Raw genomic sequence first — 21,003 nt, forward strand, 5'->3', positions numbered from 1 at the left:
GGTGTACCGCTCCGTAGGTTTGTCGCGCACAGGGTGCGCTCCCACAGTAGATCGTCAACGCGGTGCACTCCACTTCTCCCTCTCCTTCGGGGAGAGGGCCGGGTGTTCGCGGCAACGCTTCTCTTCGATATCCCAACGCGCCAACCAACCAGCCTTTCTGTGGGAGCGCACTTGTGCGCGACGCGGGCGCCCGAGCGCACCGCTCCGTCAGGTTGTCGCGCACAAGTGCGCTCCCACAAAAAATCAGCCGGGCCGGTTTTGAGCCCACCCTCCATGACTTCCGGTCGATTCCCCCGCAACGGCGCAGGACTAGTCTCAGCGCTTCGCCCGCGGAGATTCGTCCATGCGTTCCCTGGTGCTCCTGCCCATCATCGCTCTGGCAAGCAGCCATGCCGTGGCCGCCCCTGACGAAGCCTTCCACGACTTCGCCGCCCTAACCGGCGAGTGGACCTGCCGCGGCATCTTCCCCGCCTCGGGCAAGACCATCGACTCCACCTTGCGCTTCGAGTTCGACCTAAACGGCAAGGCACTCGTCAAACACCACGACGACACCTCACCCCCGGCGATGTACCACGCACTGGAAGCCTGGGGCTATGACGCAAAGAACACCCGCTACAACGCCGCCATCCTCGACAACTTCGGCGGCGCCCGCGTGTTCTCTTCGGACGGCTGGAAAGACGGTCGCCTCATCTGGACCTCCGCTCCGGAAGTGAAACCAGCGCAGCGCTTCATCTACGCGCATGAAGCAAATCAGGGCCTACGCATCGACTGGGAAGTGCTCAAGGGCGACAGCTACGTAGTGGGCGACACCCTGCATTGCACGCCGCAGCACTCCAGTCATCAAGCTTCTTCAAGCACCCGGTAGCGCTTCGATTCGCGCGCCGACAGCCACAGCGTCAAACGATCCGGCAACAGCTTCATCATCGCCTTGATGAAGCGGTTCACGCCGCCAGTGACATGCATGATGTCGCCGCGCTCCACCGCCTCATAGCCTTCGCGCACCACGTCTTCCGCGGTCTGCCACATGAAGCCCGGCAGCTTGTTCATCAGCTCGCGCGAGCCGGTGACGTCATGGAATTCCGACCAGGTGAAGCCCGGGCAGAGCGCACATACGTTCACGCCGAGATGGCGGTTTTCGAGCGCTAACGATTGCGAGAACTTGATCAGGTAGGCCTTGCTCGCCGCATACAGCGTATGGCCCGCCGAACCCGGCACATGCCCTGCCAGCGACGCCACATTGACGATGCGCCCGTAGCCGCGCTCGCGCATTCCAGGCAGCAGGCGCCAGGCCAGTTCGGCCGGAGCGGTCATCAGGACGCGGATAAAGGCCTCGTGCACCGGCCAATCCACCGCCTCGAACGTACCGGGCACGCCATAGCCGGCATTGTTGATCAGCCAGTCCACCCTAAGTCCACGTGCTTCCAGTGCCTCGCACAGTTGAGGCACCGCGGCCGGGTCGGCCAGATCGGCCGGAAGTACCGTCACACTGGCCTTATGCTGGTCGCGTAACGATTGCGCCAGCGCCTCAAGCCGCTCGACGCGCCGGGCGGTGAGCACCAGATCGTGGCCGCGGGCCGCAAGTTCACGCGCGAAGGCGGCGCCGATGCCGGCGGAGGCGCCGGTAACCAGGCTGAGTGGGCGGGCTGGTGGCATAAAAGTGGTCTCCTTGTGGTCCTTCCGATTTTTTCCACAACGGCAATGGTTTGTCTTCACTGCGTTGCCAGTGGCATGGTCGATCGGTAAGCTTCGCTGTTTATACGCAGATGGAACACGCGCATGCGCAAGAAACTCGTCGCCGGCAACTGGAAGATGCATGGTAGCCGCAGCATGGCGACAGCTCTGGTCAGCGACATCGTTGCCGCCTTGCCGACCGCCATCGACGTGGTGGTGATGCCGCCGTTCCCGTACCTCGGCGAGCTGGCGAGCCAGCATGCCGGTTCCGGCCTGGGTTTTGGCGGCCAGGACGTGAGCGAGCACGAGGGGCAGGGCGCGTATACCGGTGAAGTGTCCGCCGCCATGCTCGCTGACATCGGCGCGCAATGGACCATCGTGGGGCATTCCGAGCGCCGCCAGTACCACGGCGAAACCTGCGCCCAGGTGGCCCGCAAATTTGCCGCCGCACGCGCCGGCGGCCTCACCCCCATTCTCTGCCTGGGTGAAACGCTGGCCCAGCGCCAGGCCGGCGAGACCGAAGAGGTCGTGGCGCGCCAGCTCAAGGCCGTGCTCGATCTCAATGGCATCGGCAGTTTCGATACCGCCGTGATTGCCTACGAACCCCTCTGGGCCATTGGCACGGGCCATTCCGCCACGCCGGAGCAGGCCCAGCACGTACATGCGTTCATCCGTAGCCAACTGGAAAAAGAAGATGCTATGATTGCCCGTCTGACTCGGCTGCTTTATGGCGGCAGCGTCAAAGCGGCGAATGCTGCGGAATTGTTCGCGCAAGCAGACGTGGATGGTGGACTGATCGGAGGCGCCTCACTGGCATCGGCCGATTTCCTGGGAATCTGCGCTGCGGCGCATTAAGCGCTACGGACTCTTAAACAGAACCATGTTCGTCATCTTCAGCGTCTTCTACATTCTGATCGCCGCGGCGATGATCGTGCTGATCCTGATGCAGCGCGGCGCTGGCGCCGACGCAGGCTCGGGCTTCGGTGGCGGCGCGTCCGCAACCGTGTTCGGTGCACGCGGTTCGGCCAGCTTCCTCACCCGTTCCACGGCGGTGTTGGCTGCGCTGTTCTTCGCACTCAGCCTTGGCATGGGTATGTACCTGGGCCACAACGGCAAGCCGCAGTCCGAAAACGGCAGCGATCTGGGTGTGATGTCCGGTCTTGCCAACAAGCCGGCTGCAACGCAGAATGCGCAGCCCGCCGCTCCGGCCAACGCGGAAATCCCGCAGGCCACCAAGCCGGCCCAGGGCGACGTTCCCGCCGCCACGGCCCCGGCCAAGTCGGCAGGCGACGTACCGGCCGCGACGGATCCGGCAAAGAAAAACTAAGCAAGACACCTGCCCAGGTGGCGGAATTGGTAGACGCACTACCTTGAGGTGGTAGCGCCGTAAGGCGTGGGGGTTCGAGTCCCCCCTTGGGCACCAATCGAAGATAGCGATGCAGATGCGTCGGTATTGGAAAAGAACAGAGAAACCGCCAATCGGCGGTTTTTTTGTGCGCGCGTTTCAGACGTCGAACCCAAGGAGTGCATCCGTCATGGCAAAGATCTACCTGGTCGAAGGCCCAGTAGGTGCGGGCAGATCCACCTTTGTTGCGAAGCTCAGCAAGGAGCTTGCTGCGCCTAGCCTGATACTCGATGCGTGGTTTGTGAGGCTATATAGCCCGGATCGTCCTGTCGAAGGTCTGATGCGCTGGTACGCAGAAAGGAAAGAGCGGTGCCTGGCCCAGATGTGGGCGACTGCATTGGACATACTTGGCGCAGGACGCGACGTTGTGCTCGAACTCGGGCCGGTCGAGGTTGCTAGTCGCAATCGGCTTTATTCGTTGGTTGAGAGTGCCGCCTATGAGCTGAGCATCTATCTGCTCGATGCGCCGCGCGATGTGCGAAGAGAGCGGGTGCGGCAATGGAATAGGGAGAAGGGCACGACCTTCGCGATGGAGGCATCCGACGCGTTCTTTGAACTAGCGAGCGATTGTTGGGAGCCGCTTAGTGAAGTTGAGCTGGAGCGGTACGAGGTTCGCTGGATTAATTGAAGTCATTAAGGCCAGACGATCTTCCGTCAATACATCTCATGGCTTAGTTCAAAGCCATGTTTTAGATTCGCGAAAAAGTGCACTCTGACCCCGGTTTTTGATCTCGCTTCCCATCAGAAAGGGGATTTCACGCATGGAGCACCTCCGTTTTTTGGGCGGCGCGAAAATGGTCTTCGCCAAAAGCTCGATGGCAATCGCTGTGGCGTTGATCGTTGGTCTCGTCTTCGGTGCCATCACAACCAATTACCTGATCGGGCACCAGCATTCCTTTTGGTTCGGCAAAGGAGCGGAATGGGCCCAGGTGTTGGTGGGCACCGTGGCTGCTGTCGCGACGCTCATAGCTATTGTGATCGGCATGCGAACTGCCAAGCAGGCGATTGAATCGGAGCGCCAGCTACGTAACGAAGAGGCAGCTGCAGCAATGCGAGAGCGGCGCCGGCGCGCCAAGTTGCATTCCGCAATCGTCAATCCTGAAATCTGGGAGCTGTTGGTTCGCGCCATCGCCTGGCAGAAGATGCTCGCTGACGTGCGATTCACCCTAGAAGAGATGTACGAACACATCGAATCTGCTCGTTGCAGCGCCGTTGAGGCCGCGATGGATCACATCGATGAGTTCGAGGTACGCGACGGATTTGACCTGGCAATGTGTCTCAACGCGTACAAAAGCTTGCGCGTTTCCGCCGCTACCAATAGGCGATGGATGACGACGTGGCCCACGGAGAAGCGTGATACAGCTCGCGGGAAACTTCTTAGAGACATCTCTATCTTTGAAGAAAGATGCCGCAAAGCGTGCGACACGACGATCCGCCTCAGCGGATTGACAACAGGGGGAACGCCTGAACAACTTGCTGAGGACTTCTTCGAAACCCAACTGGAAATGTTGAGCCACGACCAGGCAGAGAAGCCCGCGGCGTCTGCTCAAGGCGCCGGGTGACTTAGAGATGAGTCGCGTCCAGTTGGGGATCGACCTGGGAGTTGCAGCAGCCAGCATGCCCGGAGTACTCGCCTGCTCAACTATTTGGCAGGTCCCCACACTTGGCGGATAGGGCCGCGTCCATGGATCGGAGCCAATTCACCAGCCCGCAGGATCGCCAAGGCTGGCGACTAATCCTCTCCCCTTGCATACCATGAGTGTGCTGCTTCGGCTCTGAGAATGGCGGCTCACTGCGTACCGTTCGCAGCAAGCAGCCCAAGGATAGGTGTCGCGGGACCACTTGCGGCACAGGCAGTTGCTTTACGAGCCGCTTTAGTCGAAGGGTGAACAGAACTCACGCAGGTCGCAAGACCCTCATCAACTCTTTTACGACCTCATCCACGCCCCGGCCAGAACTTATGGCAAGCCGGTCCGCCAGCGTGGGCGAAGCCTTCCTGACCTCGGCAGCCGAAATGTTGTGCCACACCGGTAGGATGATCCGTGATCCATCATCTTCGCGTGCAACCAAGCCGTCCAATTCCCTCTGTGGCCATTGCTTGGAGAGAAACGCGGCGCTGACGACTACGACGCCAAACTTTGAATGGGCCAGTCCCTTGTCGATCGAGCGACGTAGGCTGTCACCGATGCGCAAGCTGTGTTCGTCATACCACACTTGTAGCCCTTGATCGTTCAAAGCGGAGACGAGGGCGCGCACGAAGGGTTCCTTGTCCTCTGAAGCATGCGAGACAAAGACATCCCACTCGTCTACTGCCCCTTTGTCCGCAATAGACTTGGCCGAGTGTGAACTGACAGTTTGATTCTGGGGTGAGCCCTGTCGCGCTTCCCCAGGAGCCACTGCATGAACCTTAACTTCCGGGATTCCAAGCAAGTCGGATAGGGCGTCCTGCTTACTCAGTCGGGCTCGACGTGCTGCAACTGCCCGAGCAATTTCTCCTCGAATCCTAGTTTCGACACCGGTCAGATCATTGCGTTGGTTCTCGATGAAAAACTCGATGTCTTCAAGCTGCGACGCTAAATCTTGCTTTACTTGCTCAAGTTGATCGTTTGGCACCTCGAAGACCAGATCGAGCACGCCGCCATTGCTTTGCTGAGACCGCACTTGACCACGCGGAGCTGACAACCGGAAGGTACTTGGACGCAGGCGCCACAACTCGGCGTCCCCGTCAAAGGGGACGCTAACCGTGACGCGGACGCCAGGAATCAAGGATCGTCCGCCATCCCACCGAGGCATCCGCCTCGGATCGCCAGTCACATCAACCTGAATTTCCTCTTTGCGCATTGTCATACCTGCGCGGTCGATTTTCAGAGGCAAGACTTGCAGGTCAACGGCAAGTTGATCAATCAACTCCTCGTCGCTCAACGCCTGAAGAACGCTTGCGGCTACCGAATCTACACGTGCAGCGGCGGTCTTTGCTTGACTTTCAAGCGCCGAGGAGAGTGGCGCATGGTGAAACAGGACATCTGATCCGTTGTTAAAGCGCATAGGTCAACATCGCTCCCTAAATGGTCAAAGCTCCCGTGGCACATGACGGCGAACTTCCCGAACTCAAGAGAATGATGATGAGATGCGCGGACGGAGCCAAGTCCTGCTTGGGGGTATGGATTTACCTGTCTCGTCCAGCGCCCCCAGCTGACCGCCTCTCGTGCCAAGGAGCGGAATAACGGGGTCAGGTTCACTCCTCGGATTGAAGACCGTCGATAGAAGCGAACCTGATCCCGTCATTGCTCTTCTAACTGGCTTAATCAACAAGAGGACGATAGGCGCGGACCACAGGCTTCGCCCTTTCCAGATCGTACCGCGCCTGAAGTGCCAGCCAGTAGAAGGCGGTGGTGTCGAAGGTGAGGGAGAGGCGGAGGGCGATCTTGGGTGTGATGGGGTGGGTGTCGGCGATGAAGGCTTTGATGTGGTCGGCGGGTATGCCAGAGCGACGGGCAAGTTGGGCGGGGTTGAGTGCGTTCGGGATCAGGTAGGCGTGCAGCAGGATGTCGCCGGGGGCTCGCAGGGGTTGCGAGGGGTCTATTTCCGAGTGCGGGGTGAGTTGGATCAGTTCCATGGTGGTTCCTCCCTGTCGGACACGGCCGTGCACCGGATAAGCGTTTACAGCGCTCCGTGTCAGTGAATGCTTGGCAGCTTCGTCGGTGATTGCCCGAGTGCGGCGCGTCGCCATGCCGGCCGATGCGCCGTAACGGCGATCATCGGAGGCGTGTGGTGTTCACTCGAGGCTCGTCACCGAGCAGGCGGGCGTACTGCTGCAGGCAATGGATGGCCGTGCCCAGGCTGGCGGTGACGGCTACGGGAAGCGGCCATGGCAGCGGTCTGCCGGGGAATCCCCGTGCCTGCGCGTGGCGGCGCTGCTCGCTGTCGGCACGCAGCCGCGTGAGGGCGAGTAACGCCAGGGCGATGTCGCCGCGCGTGCCGCGGCGCAGGGTTTCGGGCCATGCCACAGTTGTGGATGACGGGTCGCCAAGCGGAGGAATGAGGGTGTCGTCAGGGGGGAACGGACGAGCGAATGCGTACCGTATGATCGCGGGTAGCCATGATCAACTTCCTTAGAGTTGGTGATGGTTAGCGGGTCGTGGGTGTTACTAGCACTCACGGCCCGCGCCTCATGACCTGATGGTCATGGTCATTCGCGAGGCTGTGCAACACGACAGCGCGAGTGACCGACTGACCCTAACAAGCAGGCTTGGCACGGTCTGTCAGGGATCGGCGAGATGGGTGTCCACCTGGGCGAGGCGATGCGTGACGGCGCAATGCCGACCGAATGTCAGCACCATTCCCTTAGAGGATATGAAGGCCGTGCGCGGTCTCAAAAACGTGCGTGCTGATCTATGAAATTATCCCGCAAGAACGGGACGCGAAAACCAGATAACGGGCTCAGGTTTACTTCTCGTATTGACGGCTAACGATAGAAGTGAGCCTGATTCCGTTCTTGTAATGAAATGACTGTGCCGACTTCGATTAACTTGAGCGTGATAGGACGTTTATTATAAAGTTAGGGATGGAAATTTTTACCCGTGGCGATTGGAGCCAGCATGAGCAGTGAGAAGGACGTGGTTGATGATGTGATCAAGGCCTCAGACGCAATTGCAGGGTTAATTAAGGTGGCAGGAAAAAGTCCTGAGGCTAAGGTTTCGGCTAATAATATAGGCAGGGCTGCTGTAACCATTACCGCTGCTATAAATAATGCCTTGCTTCCGCTGGCGGCGGTAAATTTTGCATTTGACAAAGCTAAGAGATATTTTGAGGAGAGGTTTCCTGGGGATTTTGTCGAGAAGACCGAGTCTATACCTAAAGAAAGATTGGTTGAGCCAGATCCATCAATCGCTGGTCCCGCGCTGCAGGGGTTAGCGTTCAATCACGCGAGTGAAGATTTGAGAAAGATGTATTTGAATCTCCTCTCTGCTTCTATCGATTGTGATCGGGCAAATGGTGCGCACCCAGCGTTCGCCGATGTCCTTCGTCAGACAACCCCGTTCGAAGCTCAAATTGTCAGCCAGATCCTCGAGGAGGCCTATACGCCGATTGCACGGGTTGTTTTGGCGGGGGAGGAATTGGATGACTCGGGGAGGCCTATTCACGTTATCCCGGTAAAAAACCACCTGCTGGATATCGTCGATAGTGAAACTGGGGAGTGTTCTCCGGATCCAAGAATCGAGCTGATGGTTGATAACTATTGTCGCCTTGGCTTAATTACCGTCAGCTACGAAAATAAAATTTCTGATGATAAGCAATACGAGTGGGCGTACAGCCACCCCGTGTATGCTGAATTGCACGAAAGAGGTCAGGGGCAGGGCCGACTGGTATCGAACGATGGGAAACACGTGTTTCGCGTTGGTCTGCAATTTGGACTATTGCGAATGACGGTGTTTGGGAATTTGTTCTCTGTTGCGGTTGGAATCAGGGAGAATCCTGTGCATACCAATGAGTTGTAGATTTATTGTCGTTGATCATCGCTTGATGGATTCTTATTGCGTGAGAAAGAAGGTGGGGTGGAAAACGGGGCTTGGTTGGTTAGAACATCTTCTCATTGCTATGGCACGGCTGTTTAGCCACTTCGGTCCCGTTTTCTCCGGGCTGGCCCTAGAGAGCGGGCTTGGTGATGCCAACAAAAGGTTGCTGCCCGGGCTTATGGACAGCATGATCAGGAAAGAACTCGGGGGAAGTGGCAGTGGCACCTACATCGCTTCAAAGCTATCAGCAATTTTGGCCGAATAATGCTTGGCGCATTGGTCTTTGGCCCGACTTGAGCAAGCCGAGGGTGCCGATTCATCACTACCCCCAGTCTTGGCCGAGCCATGGCTGGTGGATGACGTTGAGTGCCACGGAGCAGGCGGCCTGGGGGATTGTGGTAGCCACTGTGGTGGTTGGGTTGCTGGCAGCCATTGCAACCGCGGCAGCCGCATGGCAGGCAAAGAAGGCGGCGAAGATGGCGCTTGATATTGCTACGGCAGACCGAAAAGATCGAAAACAGGAAGCGCTTGCCTCTGAAGCCGCGGCTAATCTTCGAGCTGCGCTTGCCCTACAGGCTCCCATCGGAGAGTTGAGGAAACTTGCGGATATAGCAGTGAAAGCGCTGTGCGCGGCTCAGGCGATTGTTAATAAGCATACAGAGTACGCGATTATTTATTTCGATTCCGCGGCGTTCCCATACACGATCTATGCCCTTAACCATCGAGATATGGATCGCATAGGCAACCTGGATCGCTTGGCAATCAACGTAACCGGCGACTTTGGTGCTGCCGTGATTAGGGCGCTTGCGTGGAGCAAGGAAGCTTCTGCTGTAGTCCAAAAGGTTATTAACCTGAGCGACAGCAATAGCCTTCATATGGTTGCGACCCACTGGGTGCAAGACGCATTGAAGGCGTGCCGCCTTCTTCTCCATTATTCCGATGAGGCCGAAAAGAAAGCCGTCTTGATCGCTGGAACGCCTATGGATCCAGGGCTCGAAGAATCGGCAACGCAGCAATCGAACAATGAGCAGACTTCTGTCGTCGCCGAAGAAGGCAGTAGTGTTCAACAAGTGGCTGAAGCCAGCCACGCCCCTCCGAATTAGCCGATCAGGTTGGATCTGTACGGGAGACGCGGGCTTTGGGCCCCGGAAGTGGCCATGTCGCAAGATACCGGGAAACGGGACGCACTACCTTAAGGTGGTAGCGCCGTAAGGCGCGGGGGTTCGAGCCCCCCCCCTTGGGCACCAATCAGTGGATTCAGCGATTCAGCGCTGGATTCAGCAGTAAGAGGAAACCCGCCGTTGTGGCGGTTTTTTGTGGATGCGATTTTGGGGGAGTCAGGGCTGAATAGCCCAGTTCTGAGATAGACGACTTTGGATTAGCGGTTTTCTCGTTTCTGATCGCAAAGATCGAAGCTCTCGGTAATGCACTAGAGGGTACATTAGATCTGTCAGGTTATTCCTACAAATTAGATCTTCGAAGTATGACAGGCTCATACGTACTTTCGGTCGTAATCTCGGCGAGCGCGATAACGCGTGAATCGGGGGAGAGCAATGTCTGACGATCTCGACAATCGAGGCCCGGCAGATCGGGCCAGGGTCAACGTAAACGAAAGCTGGGAAGTTCGTTGGTGGTGTAAGCAATTCGGCTGCACGGAGGCCCAGTTGCGCGCCGCCGTGAAGGTAGTTGGCGTGTCGGCGAATGCGGTGCGTCAACATCTCGGTAAGCGCTAGGCAGCAAACGTAGCGAGCCTTCGGCTTCGAAGGCTCGCTACGCGCCGCGCTTGTGAAGGAGCAAAAGGGGGAGGGGAGATGTTCAAGTCAGACAACGGGTCGGCCCCGAGCGCCGCCGTAACTCACACTTGGCGCCATAGTCGTTCGGTCGACGAACTGATCGGTATTTGCCGAGGCATCCTTGCAGACGGCGCGGTGAACAGATCAGAGGCGGCATTCCTATTGGACTGGTTGGAGCGGCATCGGGAGTTCGCTGAAACATTTCCGTTTAGCACGCTTTATCCGCGCGTACGGGACGCAATGCATGATGGCGTCCTTGATCCGGACGAACAACGAGACCTTCTTGATGCATTATCAGCCACCGTCGGAGGGGAGGTGGTTTCGCCCAGTAGTGGGAATAGCCTTAGCACTGAACTGCCATTTGATAATCCATTCCCTACCATCCTGCATTCAGCAAGTGTCTTCGTGGTGACCGGCGTCTTTAGCTATGGAAAGCGGCGCGCGGTTTGTGAGGCGATCGAGTCGCGAGGTGGTGCGGTTCGCGCAGCGGTTAGCCCGAAGACTGACTACGTCGTAGTCGGAGAAGTTGGCTCGCGAGATTGGCTGCATTCATCCTATGGACGAAAGATCCAGGAGGCTGCTGAGCTTCGCCAAGCGGGCTCGAAGATATCGATTATCCCTGAAAGGCATTGGCTTGAGTCGCTAAGCTGAGGGGAGAGCGGGACAGGGGAGAGCGGGGGAGAGCGGGACGGAGGTAGTTAAAAGAGCATAACTACCGCCGTCCCGTTTTTTTGACGGCCTTTCGCACCGGCCTCGCTGGCGACGACTTGCCGACCATCGTTCACCGTGGTCGGTTCGATGGTCGGTGACAGGCTACATGCGGGTGAATGATGGAGTGGACGGTGGCCGCATCTAGGCGAGGGGCGAGAGCGCGACCGTCATCCGAATGCCCATCATGGGCCAATGCATTCTCGGGCAGTAGAGCGCGGCTGGAAACCGACTATCCGGCGTGCATCAGCGACAGGTCTGAGGCAGATATTGAAGATCGATGCCATTGATGTTGCGGTCGGTACACACCCATTGGATCGTGCCATTGGTGATTACCGCGGAAAACCCCAGTTGACGGCCGGCGATGGCGGCGTTGGCCTGTTGCCCATCTGTGTTGTCGAAGTGCACCAGAATGTCACCGGTCCGCGAAAGTGCATCTACACGGCTCACGTACTTGCCGGCATAAGCATTGGAGCTCTGCAGACCCGCCTGAGCTTCCGTGGTGGGAAATTCACCGGTGCTGTAGTAGTACTCTTCGAGTGCGAGCTTCGGACCTTCGGCTAGCGAAAAGCCTTCCATCACCTGAGAACGAATCACGTAATTCTGATACGCGGGTATCGCAATCGCTGCCAAGATCCCGAGGATGGCTACGACGATCATCAATTCGATCAACGTAAAGCCCGCCTGCCGACGAGTGTTCCGATAAATTCTCATATGCCCCCTAGCACTCAAGAATTTGGCTGAGAAAAAGTGATGCGAGTTGTTCGTTGCAAGTGCAACCAACTTGGAATACCGAAGCTGACGCAGAGTCACCATTTTCTGTGCGAAGGAAAGATTGACGGCAACCTGCTATCGGCCATGGAGCAAAGACCTTGAATGCGTGTCGATCGTCCTTTGCACGGAGCAACCCGCCGCCAAGGCGCGTGAGCTCGAGATCCCGTTGATGCCAAGTACCCTGTGTGGCGAGGACGATAGCTATCGCCAGAACGATGAACAACTCGGCCCAACTAGAAATGTGACGTCCACACGCTTTTAGACGCGAAACTTTGGCTGTCGTGCGGTCACCGGTTTGTAACAATTTTCGTTATCTATTTGGACGTCTAAATCCAGTGCTCGCCCAGATAGGAAGGCGCAGAGGCTTTGCAACAACCATCTCCCAGTCCTGATTGGGGGCGAGCGCCGCAGGTTGGCGTGCCGTGCGCCCTAAAGCAGCATCGGCCATGATCTGGGTTCTCTCCCTTAGGGAGAACCGAAATGGGGTGGTCACAGCGGCGACGCAAGAAATTACGCGGATGGGTTCTTCACCATGTTGTCCGCCAATTTCGCGCGGCCCCTTGCTCGAACATCCAGGAGCGTACCGGGGTAAAGGGAGAGGAAGGTTTTTTTCAGGTAGCTTCATTTTCTCGCAACGTCGATGGCTGCGCTCACAAGGTCAGATGGGCTTGAGCGCAGCCACTTATCAGTTGCCAAGTCGACCCGCTGCCGTTCGCCTCATGCTTTGTGCCTGAGAGGTGAGATCGATCGCCGTGTTTCGCGACGACTTCAAGGGTGAAGCGACAGACGTTTGATCGCTTTATCCACCGCCTTTTTCGGACCACGCAACCCCAGACCCACCAAGTTCAAGTTGCCAGGATCCTCGGCGAGAAAAGCCTGCCGGTTCGCCTCGTCGTGTCCGGTGGAGAACATCGAGAAGACATAGGGAATGATTGTCAGGTGTCCTTGTACTGCTGCTTTGTGGGCCGACTGAAGGCCATGCAGGTCTGCCTGGAAAATCAAAATGGGTTGGCCGAGCATGTTCCCGTAGGGGGTGCCGGCGGCATCGAGATAGGGCAGGCCCAAGGCGTCGGGCGCCGCAGCGGCGATGCCTGTCGCCAAAAAGGCAGCCACGTTGAGTCGCTGCCAGCTCGCCAGGTCATCGCGAACGATGAGGGCGACTTTCGTATCGAACATTCCATTCTCCTTCCACGCACTGAGACGGACATATTCCTCAGGGCGTTAGCGGGCGATCTAGAACATTTGTGCATTGGCTTTGGTAGGCCGCGGGCGAGAGGCGATACGCTCGCTGGAACCAGCGTCCCATATGGCTCTGGTCGGCGAATCCCACGTCCAGCGCAACCTGGCTTGGCGTCCCGCCGCCGGCCAGCAACGCTCGGGCTACGCGTAATCGCAATCGCACCAGGTAGGCATGCGGCGATAGGCCGAACATGCGCTTGAACTGGCGGGTCAGGCGGAAGCGGTCGATACCGGAGTGCGCGGTCAATTCGTCCAGGCCAATGTCGCGGGCCATCTGGTCGTGGAGGAAATCGCGGGCGAGGAGAACCTGGTCGGGCGAATTCGATGCCGGTGTGACAGTCGGGCTTGTGTGCATGGAGAGCCGCCGAACCAGTTCGTCCAGGCATTGATCGCGAGCCAGCTTGGCCTCTTTGAAATGAAGCGCGAGAAAAGCGTTCTGGATGGTGTCCCGCAGCTTGTCATCCGTGGCCACCGTCTTTCGGAAAGCAGAGCCCATGCCCGAAGCGTCCACCGAATCAAGCCGACCGGCCATGGACGCTAGCCAACGCTGCGGCAGATAAAGCATGGCGTAGGTAAAGCCGAACTCTTGCGGAGCGTAGCCATCGTGAACCGCGCCGGGCTCGATCAGCATGACTCGCCCTTCGGTGCTCCGGTGGGTGGTCCGGTGACATCGAAATTGCTGAACTCCCTGTTGCGTCACCCCCACGAGCACTTCGTCGTGGTCATGCGGGTCGTACGCGTGACCGCGAAAGTGCGCATGCACCGTCTCGATCCCTGTATCGGGATCACGGGAGAGTCGAATCCAGTCGTCGCTGGATTTTTCGCGGCTGTTGTTCATGCGAATTGGAGCTCACGGCGCTCCCTTCGGCCGGATGGATGTGATAGGGAGTTTACTGCTGGGAACGGGGCCAGGTTTACTTCTCGGATTGAAGGCTAACGATACAAGTGAACCTAACCCCGTTTTTTGGTGATTACTCTTTCACCGTCAACGCCCTGAGCAGCGACTTCGGGATCTTGTTACATCATGCAGCGCGCGTAGACGGTCACCGTGGCGGGGGCTATAGGCATGACTTGACCCGTGACGGTCCAGCCGTCCCCCGCGGCAGTCGGCGCGCTTGAGTAGACCATGAAGTAAAACGTGGAGAGCCATGCATATCCCGACGGATTCGTCGCAAGAGTGGCTGGATCGAATCCGCCGCCATTATTTGCAACCTGGTTGATCTCCTGAAAGCCGCCGCCTGTAACGGTGTAGCCGGCGGGGCATGTCGCAGTGATGGTGGACGGGTAGCTTCCCGCCGGAATGGTGACGACCTGTGTTGCAGTGACAAAGGACGCGGCTGATGCGGTAGCGGTGGCTAACAAGCTGCCGGCCAATACGAAGGCCAGGCCCCATGTCTTGAAGTAACGATTCTTGCCCACTGCACTTCTCTCCTTAGATGTGAATGCGACGCAACGTTCTGGCCTCTTGCTGTCGCTGGCAAGAAGGCGATTGATCAGATGTATTCCTTGAAACGAGGCCAGTGTCTTGCTTCTTTGTCGCAACTATTTGCGACCCGTCCTTCGCCTCGATCAGCGTGAAACGTGCACATAGCTGCACAGGCAAGCTGCGCGGATGGAACGGTGCGCGTCGTCGCTCACTGGCGTCAATTTGGATGAAGGGTGTAGCTCTTAGGAGAGAGAGGATGCGTCAAACATTGTGTTGCGTATCACGTTGCATTGAGGGCTTCCTGAGCTAAGGCGACTAAATGCCCCGGAATTTTTCATATCCGGTTTTTGATTACCTCCCACGTAATTGAGCCCCCACCACTCTTCACTGACATTGAGCGCACCCAACGACCGCACTCAATGCCACCGGAGAAGATCATGGTCCACGCACACGCCATCGCCCCTTGCCACCTCGAAACCACAGCCGCACGCCCCAACTACATCACCACCGCCGACGGCACGGAGCTGTTCTATCGCGACTGGGGCAAGGGCAGGCCGTTGTTGTTTCTCTCGGGTTGGACGCTCAACTCGGCGATGTGGGGCTATCAGATGCATCCGCTGGCGGCGCAGGGTTTTCGGTGCGTTGCCTATGATCGGCGCGGGCACGGTCTGTCAAGCGATCCGGGGCGTGGTTATGACTACGACACGTTGGCGGATGATCTGGCGGCGTTGATCGAGGCGCTGGGTCTGCGTGATGTCGTGGTGGTTGCCCACTCGTTCTCCAGCGCGGAGATCGTGCGCTATCTGACGCGTCATGGCGACAAGCGAATCTCGGGCGTTCTCATGCTTGCTCCGGCGGCCATTCCGTTCCTTATCAAGACGGATGACAATCCTTCCGGCATTCCCAGTGAGTGGTTGCTCGCCAACGAGACGGAGTTGAAAGACGATTTCTCCGGTTGGGCCGAACGCCGGTCGCAGGCTTATTTTGCGCATCAGGGTTCGCGCGGAATCATCGATGCCACGCTTGCCATGATGAATCAGGCGACGTATCAGGCTGCGATTGAGCTGGCCGATATCCAGGCGACCACGGACTTCCGCCCGGACTTGGTGGGTATCAAGACGCCGATGCTGTTTATCCATGGCGATGCCGATGCTTCGATTCCGCTGGAGGTGACCTCCAAGCCGGCTTGCGATCTATTCGAAAATGCTCGCCTGGTTATCTACAAGGATGCGCCGCATGGGCTCTATTTCACTCATAAGGTTCAGCTGAATCGGAATATTGCCGACTTCGCATCGAGCGTCCAGCGCGCTTAAAAAAGCGTTCCAATGAAATAACGAAAGGCCCGCCTCGCAGCGGGTCTCTTTATTTTGGCCATAAGCCATAGTGCCCAGCACTGCCCGCTGGCACGCTCCTTGATTCTCTCCAAGTCAGAAACAACAACTTAGTCCCCGCACGGAATTCCGTATTTCCAAGTGCCGCCTTGTCTCGCGGTTGGGTACGGCTGTGCTCCAACAAGTGGTTGCTGCCATGGAAATGAATTTCACATTGATTGATGCAGAGGGCGAGCCCGTCGAGGTCTTCTGCGAGGTCTTCGAGCGCGGCGAGGCGGTGTATTGGCGGGCCTGGCTGTATGGGTTCGCCACCCTGCTGGATACGCTGGATGGCCGTGCCGCCGACGAGGCGGCCATTGCGGGGCATATCCAGGCCGAAATCATGCTGCGTGGGATTCGCGCACATGCTGACCCGCTGGGGCAGTAACTGACCCATTGCACCGCGGGGCGTCAGTACGGCCCGGTATGGCTCGGCTAAGATCGGCCCAGCGCAACGGCGAGGAGAAGGCGCCATGGGAAGCGGGCACGACGACCGGCGATTGATGGGCCAGTGTTATTGCGGCGCGGTGCATTACCAAGTGCAGGACGCCTTTGTATACGCCGCCAACTGCCATTGTTCGCAATGTCGCCGGACCACGGGCTCGGCGTTCAAGCCGTTCGCGGGCATCGAGCGGGAGAAGCTGAGGGTGGTGCAGGGCGCAGGCGGCCTGCTGATCGTGGGTGAGCCCGAGGGGCATGACGCGCATTGCGCGGCCTGCGGCTCGCTGCTTTATTCGGTGGTGCGCGAGGGCGCCTTTGTGCACGTGGCGATGGGGACGCTGGTGGATGCGCCGGCCATTCGGCCCAATAAGCACATATTCGTGGGCTCGAAGGCGCCGTGGTTCGAGATCACCGACGACCTGCCGCAATACCGGGAATTTCCCGAGGGATAGAAAGAACCCCGCTGCGGCGGGTTTTTCGTGTCAGGCAATCAGCGTCGGGGAGGATTGGACCCGGCTTCGATAGGTTGCCTCGGTTTCCGTGTAAAGGCCCGACCAGGGGTCCAGTACATAGCCCTCGGCGGGCTCGGGCGATACGCGGCGGGCGTCGTGTTCCGCGCTGGCAATCGGCGCATCAAGGGTCATCGGATCCATATGCACTCCTGGTGGTTGTCGCGTGGGAAGTTCAGCCTATCGAGCCGGTCGTTGATGACCGGTTAAAGCAAACGCGGATTTTGGCGAACGTAATTCTTATGAAATTCCTAGGAATCGAGGGCCATGACGCTCTCATGACAGCGCTATCGCATGGCGGCCGGTAGATGGCGATCGCGCGGCGACGCAAGTTCCCTATCGCATGAAATGACGTGCGACAATGCCGGCCCCGCATCGCCGCGACTCACTTTTGCGATGGCCATCCAAAAAGACGCTTTTCGGCAGTTCCAGGAAGAACTGGCCGCTCTGGACAAGGAACAACAGGCGCGTCGCCACGATGCCAATGAGAAGCCGATGGATCGCGCCCGTCGCGAGTTTCTGGCTTTGCGCGAGCGGCACCGCTTGAGCGTGGCCGACGTGGTGGCTTTCTTCCCGGAAGAGGAAGGCATTGCGTATCTGCAAAGCCTGATCGCTGCGGCCGAGGCGGCACCGCCGCGCAAGCGCCGCGTCAGCCGGAAAACGGAACCGGAAGGCTAAGCACACTTTGCCCGCGCTTGCAGGGGCGCTAGCATCCGGCACTTCTCTCGGGGGATCGGAATGTTCCGCTACGCATTCGCTGCTGTGTTCGCTTTGCTGGGTGCGAATGTCGTCGCACAGGATGTCACGCCCACCGTCTTCGCCCCCGGCGTGATCTCGGGGCCGCTGCACGATAGCGCGCCGGCGTTCACGCCGGACGGACGCACCGTGTATTTCACGCGCAGCGAAGGTACGAATTCGACCATTCTGGTCAGTCATCTCGAGCAGGGGCGTTGGTCGACGCCGGTCACTGCGCCGTTCTCGGGGCAATGGAGCGACATGGAGCCGGCCATGTCGCCGGATGGGCGTTTCCTCGTCTTTATTTCCAATCGACCGAAGACGCCGCACGGCAAGCCGCTGGATGGATTCTTCATGGGGCGCAGTTTCCCCGAGCGCGGCGGCAATCTGTGGAAGGTGACATGGGACAACGGCAGGTGGAGCGCGCCCGTGCGCTTGCCCGACGTGGTGAATGGCAGCGACTCGACGTTTGCGCCCAGCGTGGCGGCCGACGGCTCGCTCTATTTCATGCATCCGGCGGCTGATCCCAAGCATTTCCGGCTGTTTCGCGCGGCCTGGCACCGCAATGGCTACGACGAGCCGCAGGCCTTGCCCTTCAGCGATGGCCACGTCACCGATGTCGATCCGGCGGTGGCGCCCGATGAATCCTTCGTGGTGTTCGGCTCAAGCCGTTCGCCGGCGCGCGGGATCGATTTGTTCATCGTGTTTCGCGACAACGGCGAATGGGGCACGCCGATCCATCTCGGCAACGGCGTGAACAGCGCGGGTTCCGATGCCGAGGCACGCCTGAGTCCTGACCATCAGACGCTTTATTTCGCCAGCGACCGCATGGTGGATATCGCGCCCGGCACGGTGCGTGCGGACTGGGACAACGGCAAGTACAACATCTGGCAGATTCCGTTGGCCCCCTGGTTGGCGGCGCACGCGAAGGCCGCGCACTAGACCCTGACGTCGCGTAAACGAGACGGTCGCCATCGTTGCCTATCCACGGCGCGCGGCAGTCTTGTTGCTTCGATGACGCCTCCGTAACAAAGCTTTTGAGATACAGACGTCCATAGGCCACAGGATGTCGATCATGATCGAACAGATCCCAGGTTTACCCGCAGGCGCGTTGGGGTTTCGCGCGAGCGGGCAGGTCACTGCGACGGATTACTCGCAAGTGCTCGTGCCGGACATCGAGGCGGCGTTCGCGATCAACCGGAAACTGCGCCTGCTCTATCACGTCGGTCCCGAGTTCACCGGCTTCGATCCCGGCGCCGTATGGGAAGACGTGCAGCTGGGCTTTCGTCATTTCAGCGGCTGGGATCGGGCGGCGCTGGTCACCGACGTGCAGTGGTTGCGGGTGACGGCGGCGGCCATGGGTTTTGCCGTGCCGGCGGAGTTCAAGCTGTTTCACAACGCGCAGCTGGATGAAGCCATGGCATGGATCAGCGAGCCGCGCCCAGCCGATGAAGATGGGAACAAATGAAACCTTTTGCCGCGCTTGTCAGCTGAAGCGACATGTGGTGAAGTCGGGCCCATGCTCAGCATTCACGCCCAGCTCGTTGCCATGACCGTCGCCTCCGCGTCGGCGCACGAGCCGCTGCGCGCGCTGAACAATAACAACGCCAATACCAATACCCGCAGCAACGGGTGGGCCGGCGTGTAAGCAGCAGCAACACATTACACACGCAAAAAGGCCCGCTCCCAGCGGGCCTTTTTTGTTTTCCGTCACGCGAAAGACAACCAGGAATCCAAGTCATGTGTTCGATCTTCGGCATGTTCGATCTCCAGCCCGGCGATGACCTGGCGGCGTTGCGCCAGCAGGCGCTGGAACTCTCCCAACGCCAGCGTCACCGGGGGCCGGACTGGAGCGGCGTCTTCGTGGACGCGGGGGTAATCCTGGTGCACGAGCGCCTCGCCATCGTCGACCCGGCGAGTGGCGCACAACCGCTGCGCTCGCGCGACGACGTGCTGGCGTTGGCGGTGAACGGCGAGATCTACAACCACCGTGAGCTTCGGGCGGCCAGCGCCTATGACTTCACCACCGGCTCCGATTGCGAAGTGATCAACGCGCTGTATCGGGAAAACGAATCGCCGTTGACCTGGGTAGCGCAACTCAACGGCATTTTCGCGTTTGCCCTGTGGGACAGCGCCGCCTCGCGCTATCTCATTGCCCGCGACCCCATCGGTGTTTGCCCGCTCTACTGGGGACACGATGGCGAAGGGCGCCTGTGCGTGGCGTCGGAAATGAAATCGCTGGTGGGACTGTGCAACGACGTGACGCCCTTTCCTCCGGGGCACGTCTACGACAGCGCGGATGGCGAATTGCGTCGTTACTATCAGAAGCCCTGGCGGGACTACGCGCAGACACAGGGACACGATGTGCCGCTGCCCGAGCTGCGTCACGCGTTCGAGCAAGCCGTGCACCGCCAGCTGATGACCGATGTACCGTACGGCGTGCTGTTGTCCGGCGGCCTGGATTCTTCGCTGGTGGCCGCATGCGCCGCGCGCTTTGCGCGGCATCGCGTGGAAGACGACGATCGCGCCGAAGCCTGGTGGCCGCGCTTGCATTCCTTCGCCATTGGCCTGGAAGGTTCGCCGGATCTGGCTGCCGCCCAAGTAGCCGCCGATGCACTGGGCACGGTGCACCATGGCTTTGTGTATACCTTCTGGGAAGGCCTGGACGCGCTGCCGGAAGTGATCCGCCATATCGAGACCTACGATGTCACCACCATCCGCGCTTCCACGCCGATGTATCTGCTCGCGCGCCGAATCAAGGCAATGGGCGTGAAGATGGTGCTGTCTGGCGAAGGATCCGACGAGATCTTCGGGGGCTATCTGTATTTCCACAAGGCGCCATCGGCCGAGGCGTTCCACGAGGAAACCGTGCGCAAGCTCGATGCGCTGCACAGCTACGACTGCCTGCGCGCGAACAAGTCGATGATGGCCTGGGGCGTGGAAGCGCGCGTGCCGTTCCTCGATCTGGAATTCCTCGATGTGGCCATGGGCATGGATGCGCGCCACAAGATGGCGGGGCAGGGTCGCATCGAGAAGGCGGTGTTGCGTGAGGCGTTCCAGGGTGCGCTGCCGGACGAAATCCTGTGGCGCCAGAAAGAACAGTTCAGTGACGGCGTGGGTTACGGCTGGATCGACGGCCTCAAGGCGCATGCCGAGCAGGCGGTGAGTGATCGCGAATTCGCGGCTGCATCCACGCGCTTTGTGCACAACCCGCCGGCCACCAAGGAGGCGTATCTGTATCGCCGCATCTTCGAGCGTTTCTACCCCGGTCAGGCCTGCGCGGAAACGGTGCCAGGCGGCAAGTCGATCGCGTGTTCTTCGCCTGCCGCGTTGGCGTGGGATCCCTCGTTCGCGGCGGCGGCCGATCCTTCGGGCCGCGCGGTGCGCGGGGTGCATCAGCAGGCGCTGGCGTGATG

At 59.2% G+C, this 21,003-nt stretch carries 27 protein-coding genes and 2 tRNA genes; 20 read left to right on the forward strand and 9 right to left on the reverse strand.

Features of this window, described 5'->3' with window-relative positions; all coding sequences use genetic code 11:
- Nucleotides 1-343: 343 nt before the first annotated feature.
- Nucleotides 344-865 (forward strand): hypothetical protein, encoded by a 522-nt coding sequence (locus ISP20_RS12210; RefSeq protein WP_204636372.1) that lies wholly within the window; start codon nucleotides 344-346, stop codon nucleotides 863-865.
- Here ISP20_RS12210 and ISP20_RS12215 read toward each other — a convergent pair.
- The gene (locus tag ISP20_RS12215; RefSeq protein WP_204636627.1) at nucleotides 841-1,653 is read right to left on the reverse strand and encodes an SDR family NAD(P)-dependent oxidoreductase; all 813 of its coding nucleotides are present in this window, start codon (nucleotides 1,651-1,653) and stop codon (nucleotides 841-843) included. The genes ISP20_RS12210 and ISP20_RS12215 overlap by 25 nt on opposite strands.
- 123 nt (nucleotides 1,654-1,776) lie before the next feature.
- Between ISP20_RS12215 and tpiA the strand changes: the two genes are divergently transcribed.
- The 5 genes from tpiA to ISP20_RS12240 all read left to right on the forward strand — a co-directional run bounded on the left by tpiA (nucleotide 1,777) and on the right by ISP20_RS12240 (nucleotide 4,638).
- Nucleotides 1,777-2,526, forward strand: coding sequence for a triose-phosphate isomerase (gene tpiA / locus ISP20_RS12220; protein ID WP_204636373.1), 750 nt, complete (start codon nucleotides 1,777-1,779; stop codon nucleotides 2,524-2,526).
- A gap of 25 nt (nucleotides 2,527-2,551) precedes the next feature.
- Nucleotides 2,552-2,998 (forward strand): preprotein translocase subunit SecG, encoded by a 447-nt coding sequence (gene secG / locus ISP20_RS12225; protein WP_204636374.1) that lies wholly within the window; start codon nucleotides 2,552-2,554, stop codon nucleotides 2,996-2,998.
- Between the two features lie 11 nt (nucleotides 2,999-3,009).
- Nucleotides 3,010-3,094: transfer RNA gene (locus ISP20_RS12230), tRNA-Leu, on the forward strand.
- A gap of 112 nt (nucleotides 3,095-3,206) precedes the next feature.
- Nucleotides 3,207-3,704, forward strand: coding sequence for a P-loop nucleotide/nucleoside kinase family protein (locus ISP20_RS12235; protein ID WP_204636375.1), 498 nt, complete (start codon nucleotides 3,207-3,209; stop codon nucleotides 3,702-3,704).
- 133 nt (nucleotides 3,705-3,837) lie between these two features.
- Nucleotides 3,838-4,638 (forward strand): hypothetical protein, encoded by an 801-nt coding sequence (locus tag ISP20_RS12240; RefSeq protein ID WP_204636376.1) that lies wholly within the window; start codon nucleotides 3,838-3,840, stop codon nucleotides 4,636-4,638.
- Nucleotides 4,639-4,972: 334 nt separating this feature from the next.
- Here the strand turns inward: ISP20_RS12240 and ISP20_RS12245 are convergent, their stop codons facing one another.
- The 3 genes from ISP20_RS12245 to ISP20_RS12255 all read right to left on the reverse strand — a co-directional run bounded on the left by ISP20_RS12245 (nucleotide 4,973) and on the right by ISP20_RS12255 (nucleotide 7,083).
- On the reverse strand, nucleotides 4,973-6,121 hold the full coding sequence (locus ISP20_RS12245; RefSeq protein ID WP_204636377.1) for a toll/interleukin-1 receptor domain-containing protein: 1,149 nt from the start codon (nucleotides 6,119-6,121) through the stop codon (nucleotides 4,973-4,975).
- Nucleotides 6,122-6,377: 256 nt separating this feature from the next.
- Nucleotides 6,378-6,692, reverse strand: a complete 315-nt coding sequence (locus tag ISP20_RS12250; RefSeq protein WP_204636378.1) for a HigA family addiction module antitoxin — start codon at nucleotides 6,690-6,692, stop codon at nucleotides 6,378-6,380.
- Nucleotides 6,693-6,831: 139 nt separating this feature from the next.
- A complete protein-coding gene (locus ISP20_RS12255) occupies nucleotides 6,832-7,083 on the reverse strand; it encodes a hypothetical protein (protein WP_204636379.1) in 252 nt (83 codons plus the stop codon).
- 591 nt (nucleotides 7,084-7,674) lie between these two features.
- Here ISP20_RS12255 and ISP20_RS12260 point away from each other — a divergent pair.
- From ISP20_RS12260 to ISP20_RS12285, 6 genes are all read left to right on the forward strand, one after another.
- Complete coding sequence (locus tag ISP20_RS12260) at nucleotides 7,675-8,574, forward strand: DUF4393 domain-containing protein (protein ID WP_204636380.1); 900 nt, start codon at nucleotides 7,675-7,677, stop codon at nucleotides 8,572-8,574.
- Nucleotides 8,575-8,614: 40 nt separating this feature from the next.
- Entirely contained in the window at nucleotides 8,615-8,857 is a 243-nt protein-coding gene (locus ISP20_RS12265; protein ID WP_204636381.1) for a hypothetical protein, read from the forward strand.
- 91 nt (nucleotides 8,858-8,948) lie between these two features.
- Nucleotides 8,949-9,695 (forward strand): hypothetical protein, encoded by a 747-nt coding sequence (locus ISP20_RS12270; protein ID WP_204636382.1) that lies wholly within the window; start codon nucleotides 8,949-8,951, stop codon nucleotides 9,693-9,695.
- A gap of 39 nt (nucleotides 9,696-9,734) precedes the next feature.
- Nucleotides 9,735-9,839: transfer RNA gene (locus tag ISP20_RS12275), tRNA-Leu, on the forward strand.
- 306 nt (nucleotides 9,840-10,145) lie between these two features.
- The gene (locus ISP20_RS12280; protein ID WP_204636383.1) at nucleotides 10,146-10,325 is read left to right on the forward strand and encodes a DUF3606 domain-containing protein; all 180 of its coding nucleotides are present in this window, start codon (nucleotides 10,146-10,148) and stop codon (nucleotides 10,323-10,325) included.
- 78 nt (nucleotides 10,326-10,403) lie between these two features.
- Nucleotides 10,404-11,036 (forward strand): BRCT domain-containing protein, encoded by a 633-nt coding sequence (locus ISP20_RS12285; protein WP_204636384.1) that lies wholly within the window; start codon nucleotides 10,404-10,406, stop codon nucleotides 11,034-11,036.
- 303 nt (nucleotides 11,037-11,339) lie between these two features.
- On the opposite strand, the gene ISP20_RS12290 is transcribed toward ISP20_RS12285, so the two are convergent.
- The 4 genes from ISP20_RS12290 to ISP20_RS12305 all read right to left on the reverse strand — a co-directional run bounded on the left by ISP20_RS12290 (nucleotide 11,340) and on the right by ISP20_RS12305 (nucleotide 14,525).
- Complete coding sequence (locus ISP20_RS12290; protein ID WP_204636628.1) at nucleotides 11,340-11,807, reverse strand: pilin; 468 nt, start codon at nucleotides 11,805-11,807, stop codon at nucleotides 11,340-11,342.
- Nucleotides 11,808-12,635: 828 nt separating this feature from the next.
- Complete coding sequence (locus ISP20_RS12295; protein ID WP_204636385.1) at nucleotides 12,636-13,043, reverse strand: DUF2000 domain-containing protein; 408 nt, start codon at nucleotides 13,041-13,043, stop codon at nucleotides 12,636-12,638.
- Between the two features lie 37 nt (nucleotides 13,044-13,080).
- Nucleotides 13,081-13,944 (reverse strand): AraC family transcriptional regulator, encoded by an 864-nt coding sequence (locus ISP20_RS12300; protein ID WP_204636386.1) that lies wholly within the window; start codon nucleotides 13,942-13,944, stop codon nucleotides 13,081-13,083.
- A 179-nt stretch (nucleotides 13,945-14,123) separates the two neighbouring features.
- Complete coding sequence (locus ISP20_RS12305) at nucleotides 14,124-14,525, reverse strand: hypothetical protein (protein WP_204636387.1); 402 nt, start codon at nucleotides 14,523-14,525, stop codon at nucleotides 14,124-14,126.
- A 444-nt stretch (nucleotides 14,526-14,969) separates the two neighbouring features.
- On the opposite strand from ISP20_RS12305, the gene ISP20_RS12310 reads away from it, so the two are divergent.
- From ISP20_RS12310 to ISP20_RS12320, 3 genes are all read left to right on the forward strand, one after another.
- Nucleotides 14,970-15,845, forward strand: coding sequence for an alpha/beta fold hydrolase (locus ISP20_RS12310; protein WP_204636388.1), 876 nt, complete (start codon nucleotides 14,970-14,972; stop codon nucleotides 15,843-15,845).
- A gap of 214 nt (nucleotides 15,846-16,059) precedes the next feature.
- Nucleotides 16,060-16,290 carry a hypothetical protein gene (locus tag ISP20_RS12315; RefSeq protein ID WP_204636389.1) on the forward strand — a complete coding sequence of 77 codons (231 nt, stop codon included), beginning with the start codon at nucleotides 16,060-16,062 and terminating at the stop codon, nucleotides 16,288-16,290.
- An 85-nt stretch (nucleotides 16,291-16,375) separates the two neighbouring features.
- On the forward strand, nucleotides 16,376-16,795 hold the full coding sequence (locus tag ISP20_RS12320; protein WP_239535752.1) for a GFA family protein: 420 nt from the start codon (nucleotides 16,376-16,378) through the stop codon (nucleotides 16,793-16,795).
- Between the two features lie 30 nt (nucleotides 16,796-16,825).
- Here ISP20_RS12320 and ISP20_RS12325 read toward each other — a convergent pair whose 3' ends face one another.
- Nucleotides 16,826-16,996, reverse strand: a complete 171-nt coding sequence (locus tag ISP20_RS12325) for a hypothetical protein (RefSeq protein ID WP_204636390.1) — start codon at nucleotides 16,994-16,996, stop codon at nucleotides 16,826-16,828.
- 252 nt (nucleotides 16,997-17,248) lie between these two features.
- Between ISP20_RS12325 and ISP20_RS12330 the strand changes: the two genes are divergently transcribed.
- The 5 genes from ISP20_RS12330 to asnB all read left to right on the forward strand — a co-directional run bounded on the left by ISP20_RS12330 (nucleotide 17,249) and on the right by asnB (nucleotide 21,001).
- Nucleotides 17,249-17,530, forward strand: a complete 282-nt coding sequence (locus tag ISP20_RS12330) for a 2-hydroxyacyl-CoA dehydratase (protein WP_204636391.1) — start codon at nucleotides 17,249-17,251, stop codon at nucleotides 17,528-17,530.
- A 60-nt stretch (nucleotides 17,531-17,590) separates the two neighbouring features.
- A complete protein-coding gene (locus tag ISP20_RS12335; RefSeq protein ID WP_204636392.1) occupies nucleotides 17,591-18,529 on the forward strand; it encodes a TolB family protein in 939 nt (312 codons plus the stop codon).
- A 133-nt stretch (nucleotides 18,530-18,662) separates the two neighbouring features.
- A complete protein-coding gene (locus ISP20_RS12340) occupies nucleotides 18,663-19,055 on the forward strand; it encodes a SpoIIAA family protein (RefSeq protein ID WP_204636393.1) in 393 nt (130 codons plus the stop codon).
- 51 nt (nucleotides 19,056-19,106) lie between these two features.
- Entirely contained in the window at nucleotides 19,107-19,235 is a 129-nt protein-coding gene (locus tag ISP20_RS21735; RefSeq protein WP_275586806.1) for a hypothetical protein, read from the forward strand.
- A gap of 92 nt (nucleotides 19,236-19,327) precedes the next feature.
- Entirely contained in the window at nucleotides 19,328-21,001 is a 1,674-nt protein-coding gene (gene asnB / locus ISP20_RS12345) for an asparagine synthase B (protein ID WP_204636394.1), read from the forward strand.
- Nucleotides 21,002-21,003 lie beyond the last annotated feature (2 nt).

The organism is Dyella kyungheensis, from assembly GCF_016905005.1.
In the GTDB taxonomy this organism is placed as follows: domain Bacteria; phylum Pseudomonadota; class Gammaproteobacteria; order Xanthomonadales; family Rhodanobacteraceae; genus Dyella; species Dyella kyungheensis.

What these genes read in the sequence shown, in the direction of transcription:
- ISP20_RS12240 (WP_204636376.1), top strand. Translation starts at nt 3,838, where the DNA reads ATGGAGCACCTCCGTTTTTTGGGCGGCGCGAAAATGGTCTTCGCCAAA.
- ISP20_RS12325 (WP_204636390.1), bottom strand. Translation starts at nt 16,996, where the DNA reads ATGGATCCGATGACCCTTGATGCGCCGATTGCCAGCGCGGAACACGAC.
- ISP20_RS12310 (WP_204636388.1), top strand. Translation starts at nt 14,970, where the DNA reads ATGGTCCACGCACACGCCATCGCCCCTTGCCACCTCGAAACCACAGCC.
- ISP20_RS12260 (WP_204636380.1), top strand. Translation starts at nt 7,675, where the DNA reads ATGAGCAGTGAGAAGGACGTGGTTGATGATGTGATCAAGGCCTCAGAC.
- secG (WP_204636374.1), top strand. Translation starts at nt 2,552, where the DNA reads ATGTTCGTCATCTTCAGCGTCTTCTACATTCTGATCGCCGCGGCGATG.
- ISP20_RS12315 (WP_204636389.1), top strand. Translation starts at nt 16,060, where the DNA reads ATGGAAATGAATTTCACATTGATTGATGCAGAGGGCGAGCCCGTCGAG.
- ISP20_RS21735 (WP_275586806.1), top strand. Translation starts at nt 19,107, where the DNA reads ATGCTCAGCATTCACGCCCAGCTCGTTGCCATGACCGTCGCCTCCGCG.
- ISP20_RS12280 (WP_204636383.1), top strand. Translation starts at nt 10,146, where the DNA reads ATGTCTGACGATCTCGACAATCGAGGCCCGGCAGATCGGGCCAGGGTC.
- ISP20_RS12320 (WP_239535752.1), top strand. Translation starts at nt 16,376, where the DNA reads ATGGGAAGCGGGCACGACGACCGGCGATTGATGGGCCAGTGTTATTGC.
- tpiA (WP_204636373.1), top strand. Translation starts at nt 1,777, where the DNA reads ATGCGCAAGAAACTCGTCGCCGGCAACTGGAAGATGCATGGTAGCCGC.
- asnB (WP_204636394.1), top strand. Translation starts at nt 19,328, where the DNA reads ATGTGTTCGATCTTCGGCATGTTCGATCTCCAGCCCGGCGATGACCTG.
- ISP20_RS12285 (WP_204636384.1), top strand. Translation starts at nt 10,404, where the DNA reads ATGTTCAAGTCAGACAACGGGTCGGCCCCGAGCGCCGCCGTAACTCAC.
- ISP20_RS12340 (WP_204636393.1), top strand. Translation starts at nt 18,663, where the DNA reads ATGATCGAACAGATCCCAGGTTTACCCGCAGGCGCGTTGGGGTTTCGC.
- ISP20_RS12290 (WP_204636628.1), bottom strand. Translation starts at nt 11,807, where the DNA reads ATGAGAATTTATCGGAACACTCGTCGGCAGGCGGGCTTTACGTTGATC.
- ISP20_RS12245 (WP_204636377.1), bottom strand. Translation starts at nt 6,121, where the DNA reads ATGCGCTTTAACAACGGATCAGATGTCCTGTTTCACCATGCGCCACTC.
- ISP20_RS12270 (WP_204636382.1), top strand. Translation starts at nt 8,949, where the DNA reads ATGACGTTGAGTGCCACGGAGCAGGCGGCCTGGGGGATTGTGGTAGCC.
- ISP20_RS12330 (WP_204636391.1), top strand. Translation starts at nt 17,249, where the DNA reads ATGGCCATCCAAAAAGACGCTTTTCGGCAGTTCCAGGAAGAACTGGCC.
- ISP20_RS12300 (WP_204636386.1), bottom strand. Translation starts at nt 13,944, where the DNA reads ATGAACAACAGCCGCGAAAAATCCAGCGACGACTGGATTCGACTCTCC.
- ISP20_RS12215 (WP_204636627.1), bottom strand. Translation starts at nt 1,653, where the DNA reads ATGCCACCAGCCCGCCCACTCAGCCTGGTTACCGGCGCCTCCGCCGGC.
- ISP20_RS12250 (WP_204636378.1), bottom strand. Translation starts at nt 6,692, where the DNA reads ATGGAACTGATCCAACTCACCCCGCACTCGGAAATAGACCCCTCGCAA.
- ISP20_RS12235 (WP_204636375.1), top strand. Translation starts at nt 3,207, where the DNA reads ATGGCAAAGATCTACCTGGTCGAAGGCCCAGTAGGTGCGGGCAGATCC.
- ISP20_RS12335 (WP_204636392.1), top strand. Translation starts at nt 17,591, where the DNA reads ATGTTCCGCTACGCATTCGCTGCTGTGTTCGCTTTGCTGGGTGCGAAT.
- ISP20_RS12210 (WP_204636372.1), top strand. Translation starts at nt 344, where the DNA reads ATGCGTTCCCTGGTGCTCCTGCCCATCATCGCTCTGGCAAGCAGCCAT.
- ISP20_RS12295 (WP_204636385.1), bottom strand. Translation starts at nt 13,043, where the DNA reads ATGTTCGATACGAAAGTCGCCCTCATCGTTCGCGATGACCTGGCGAGC.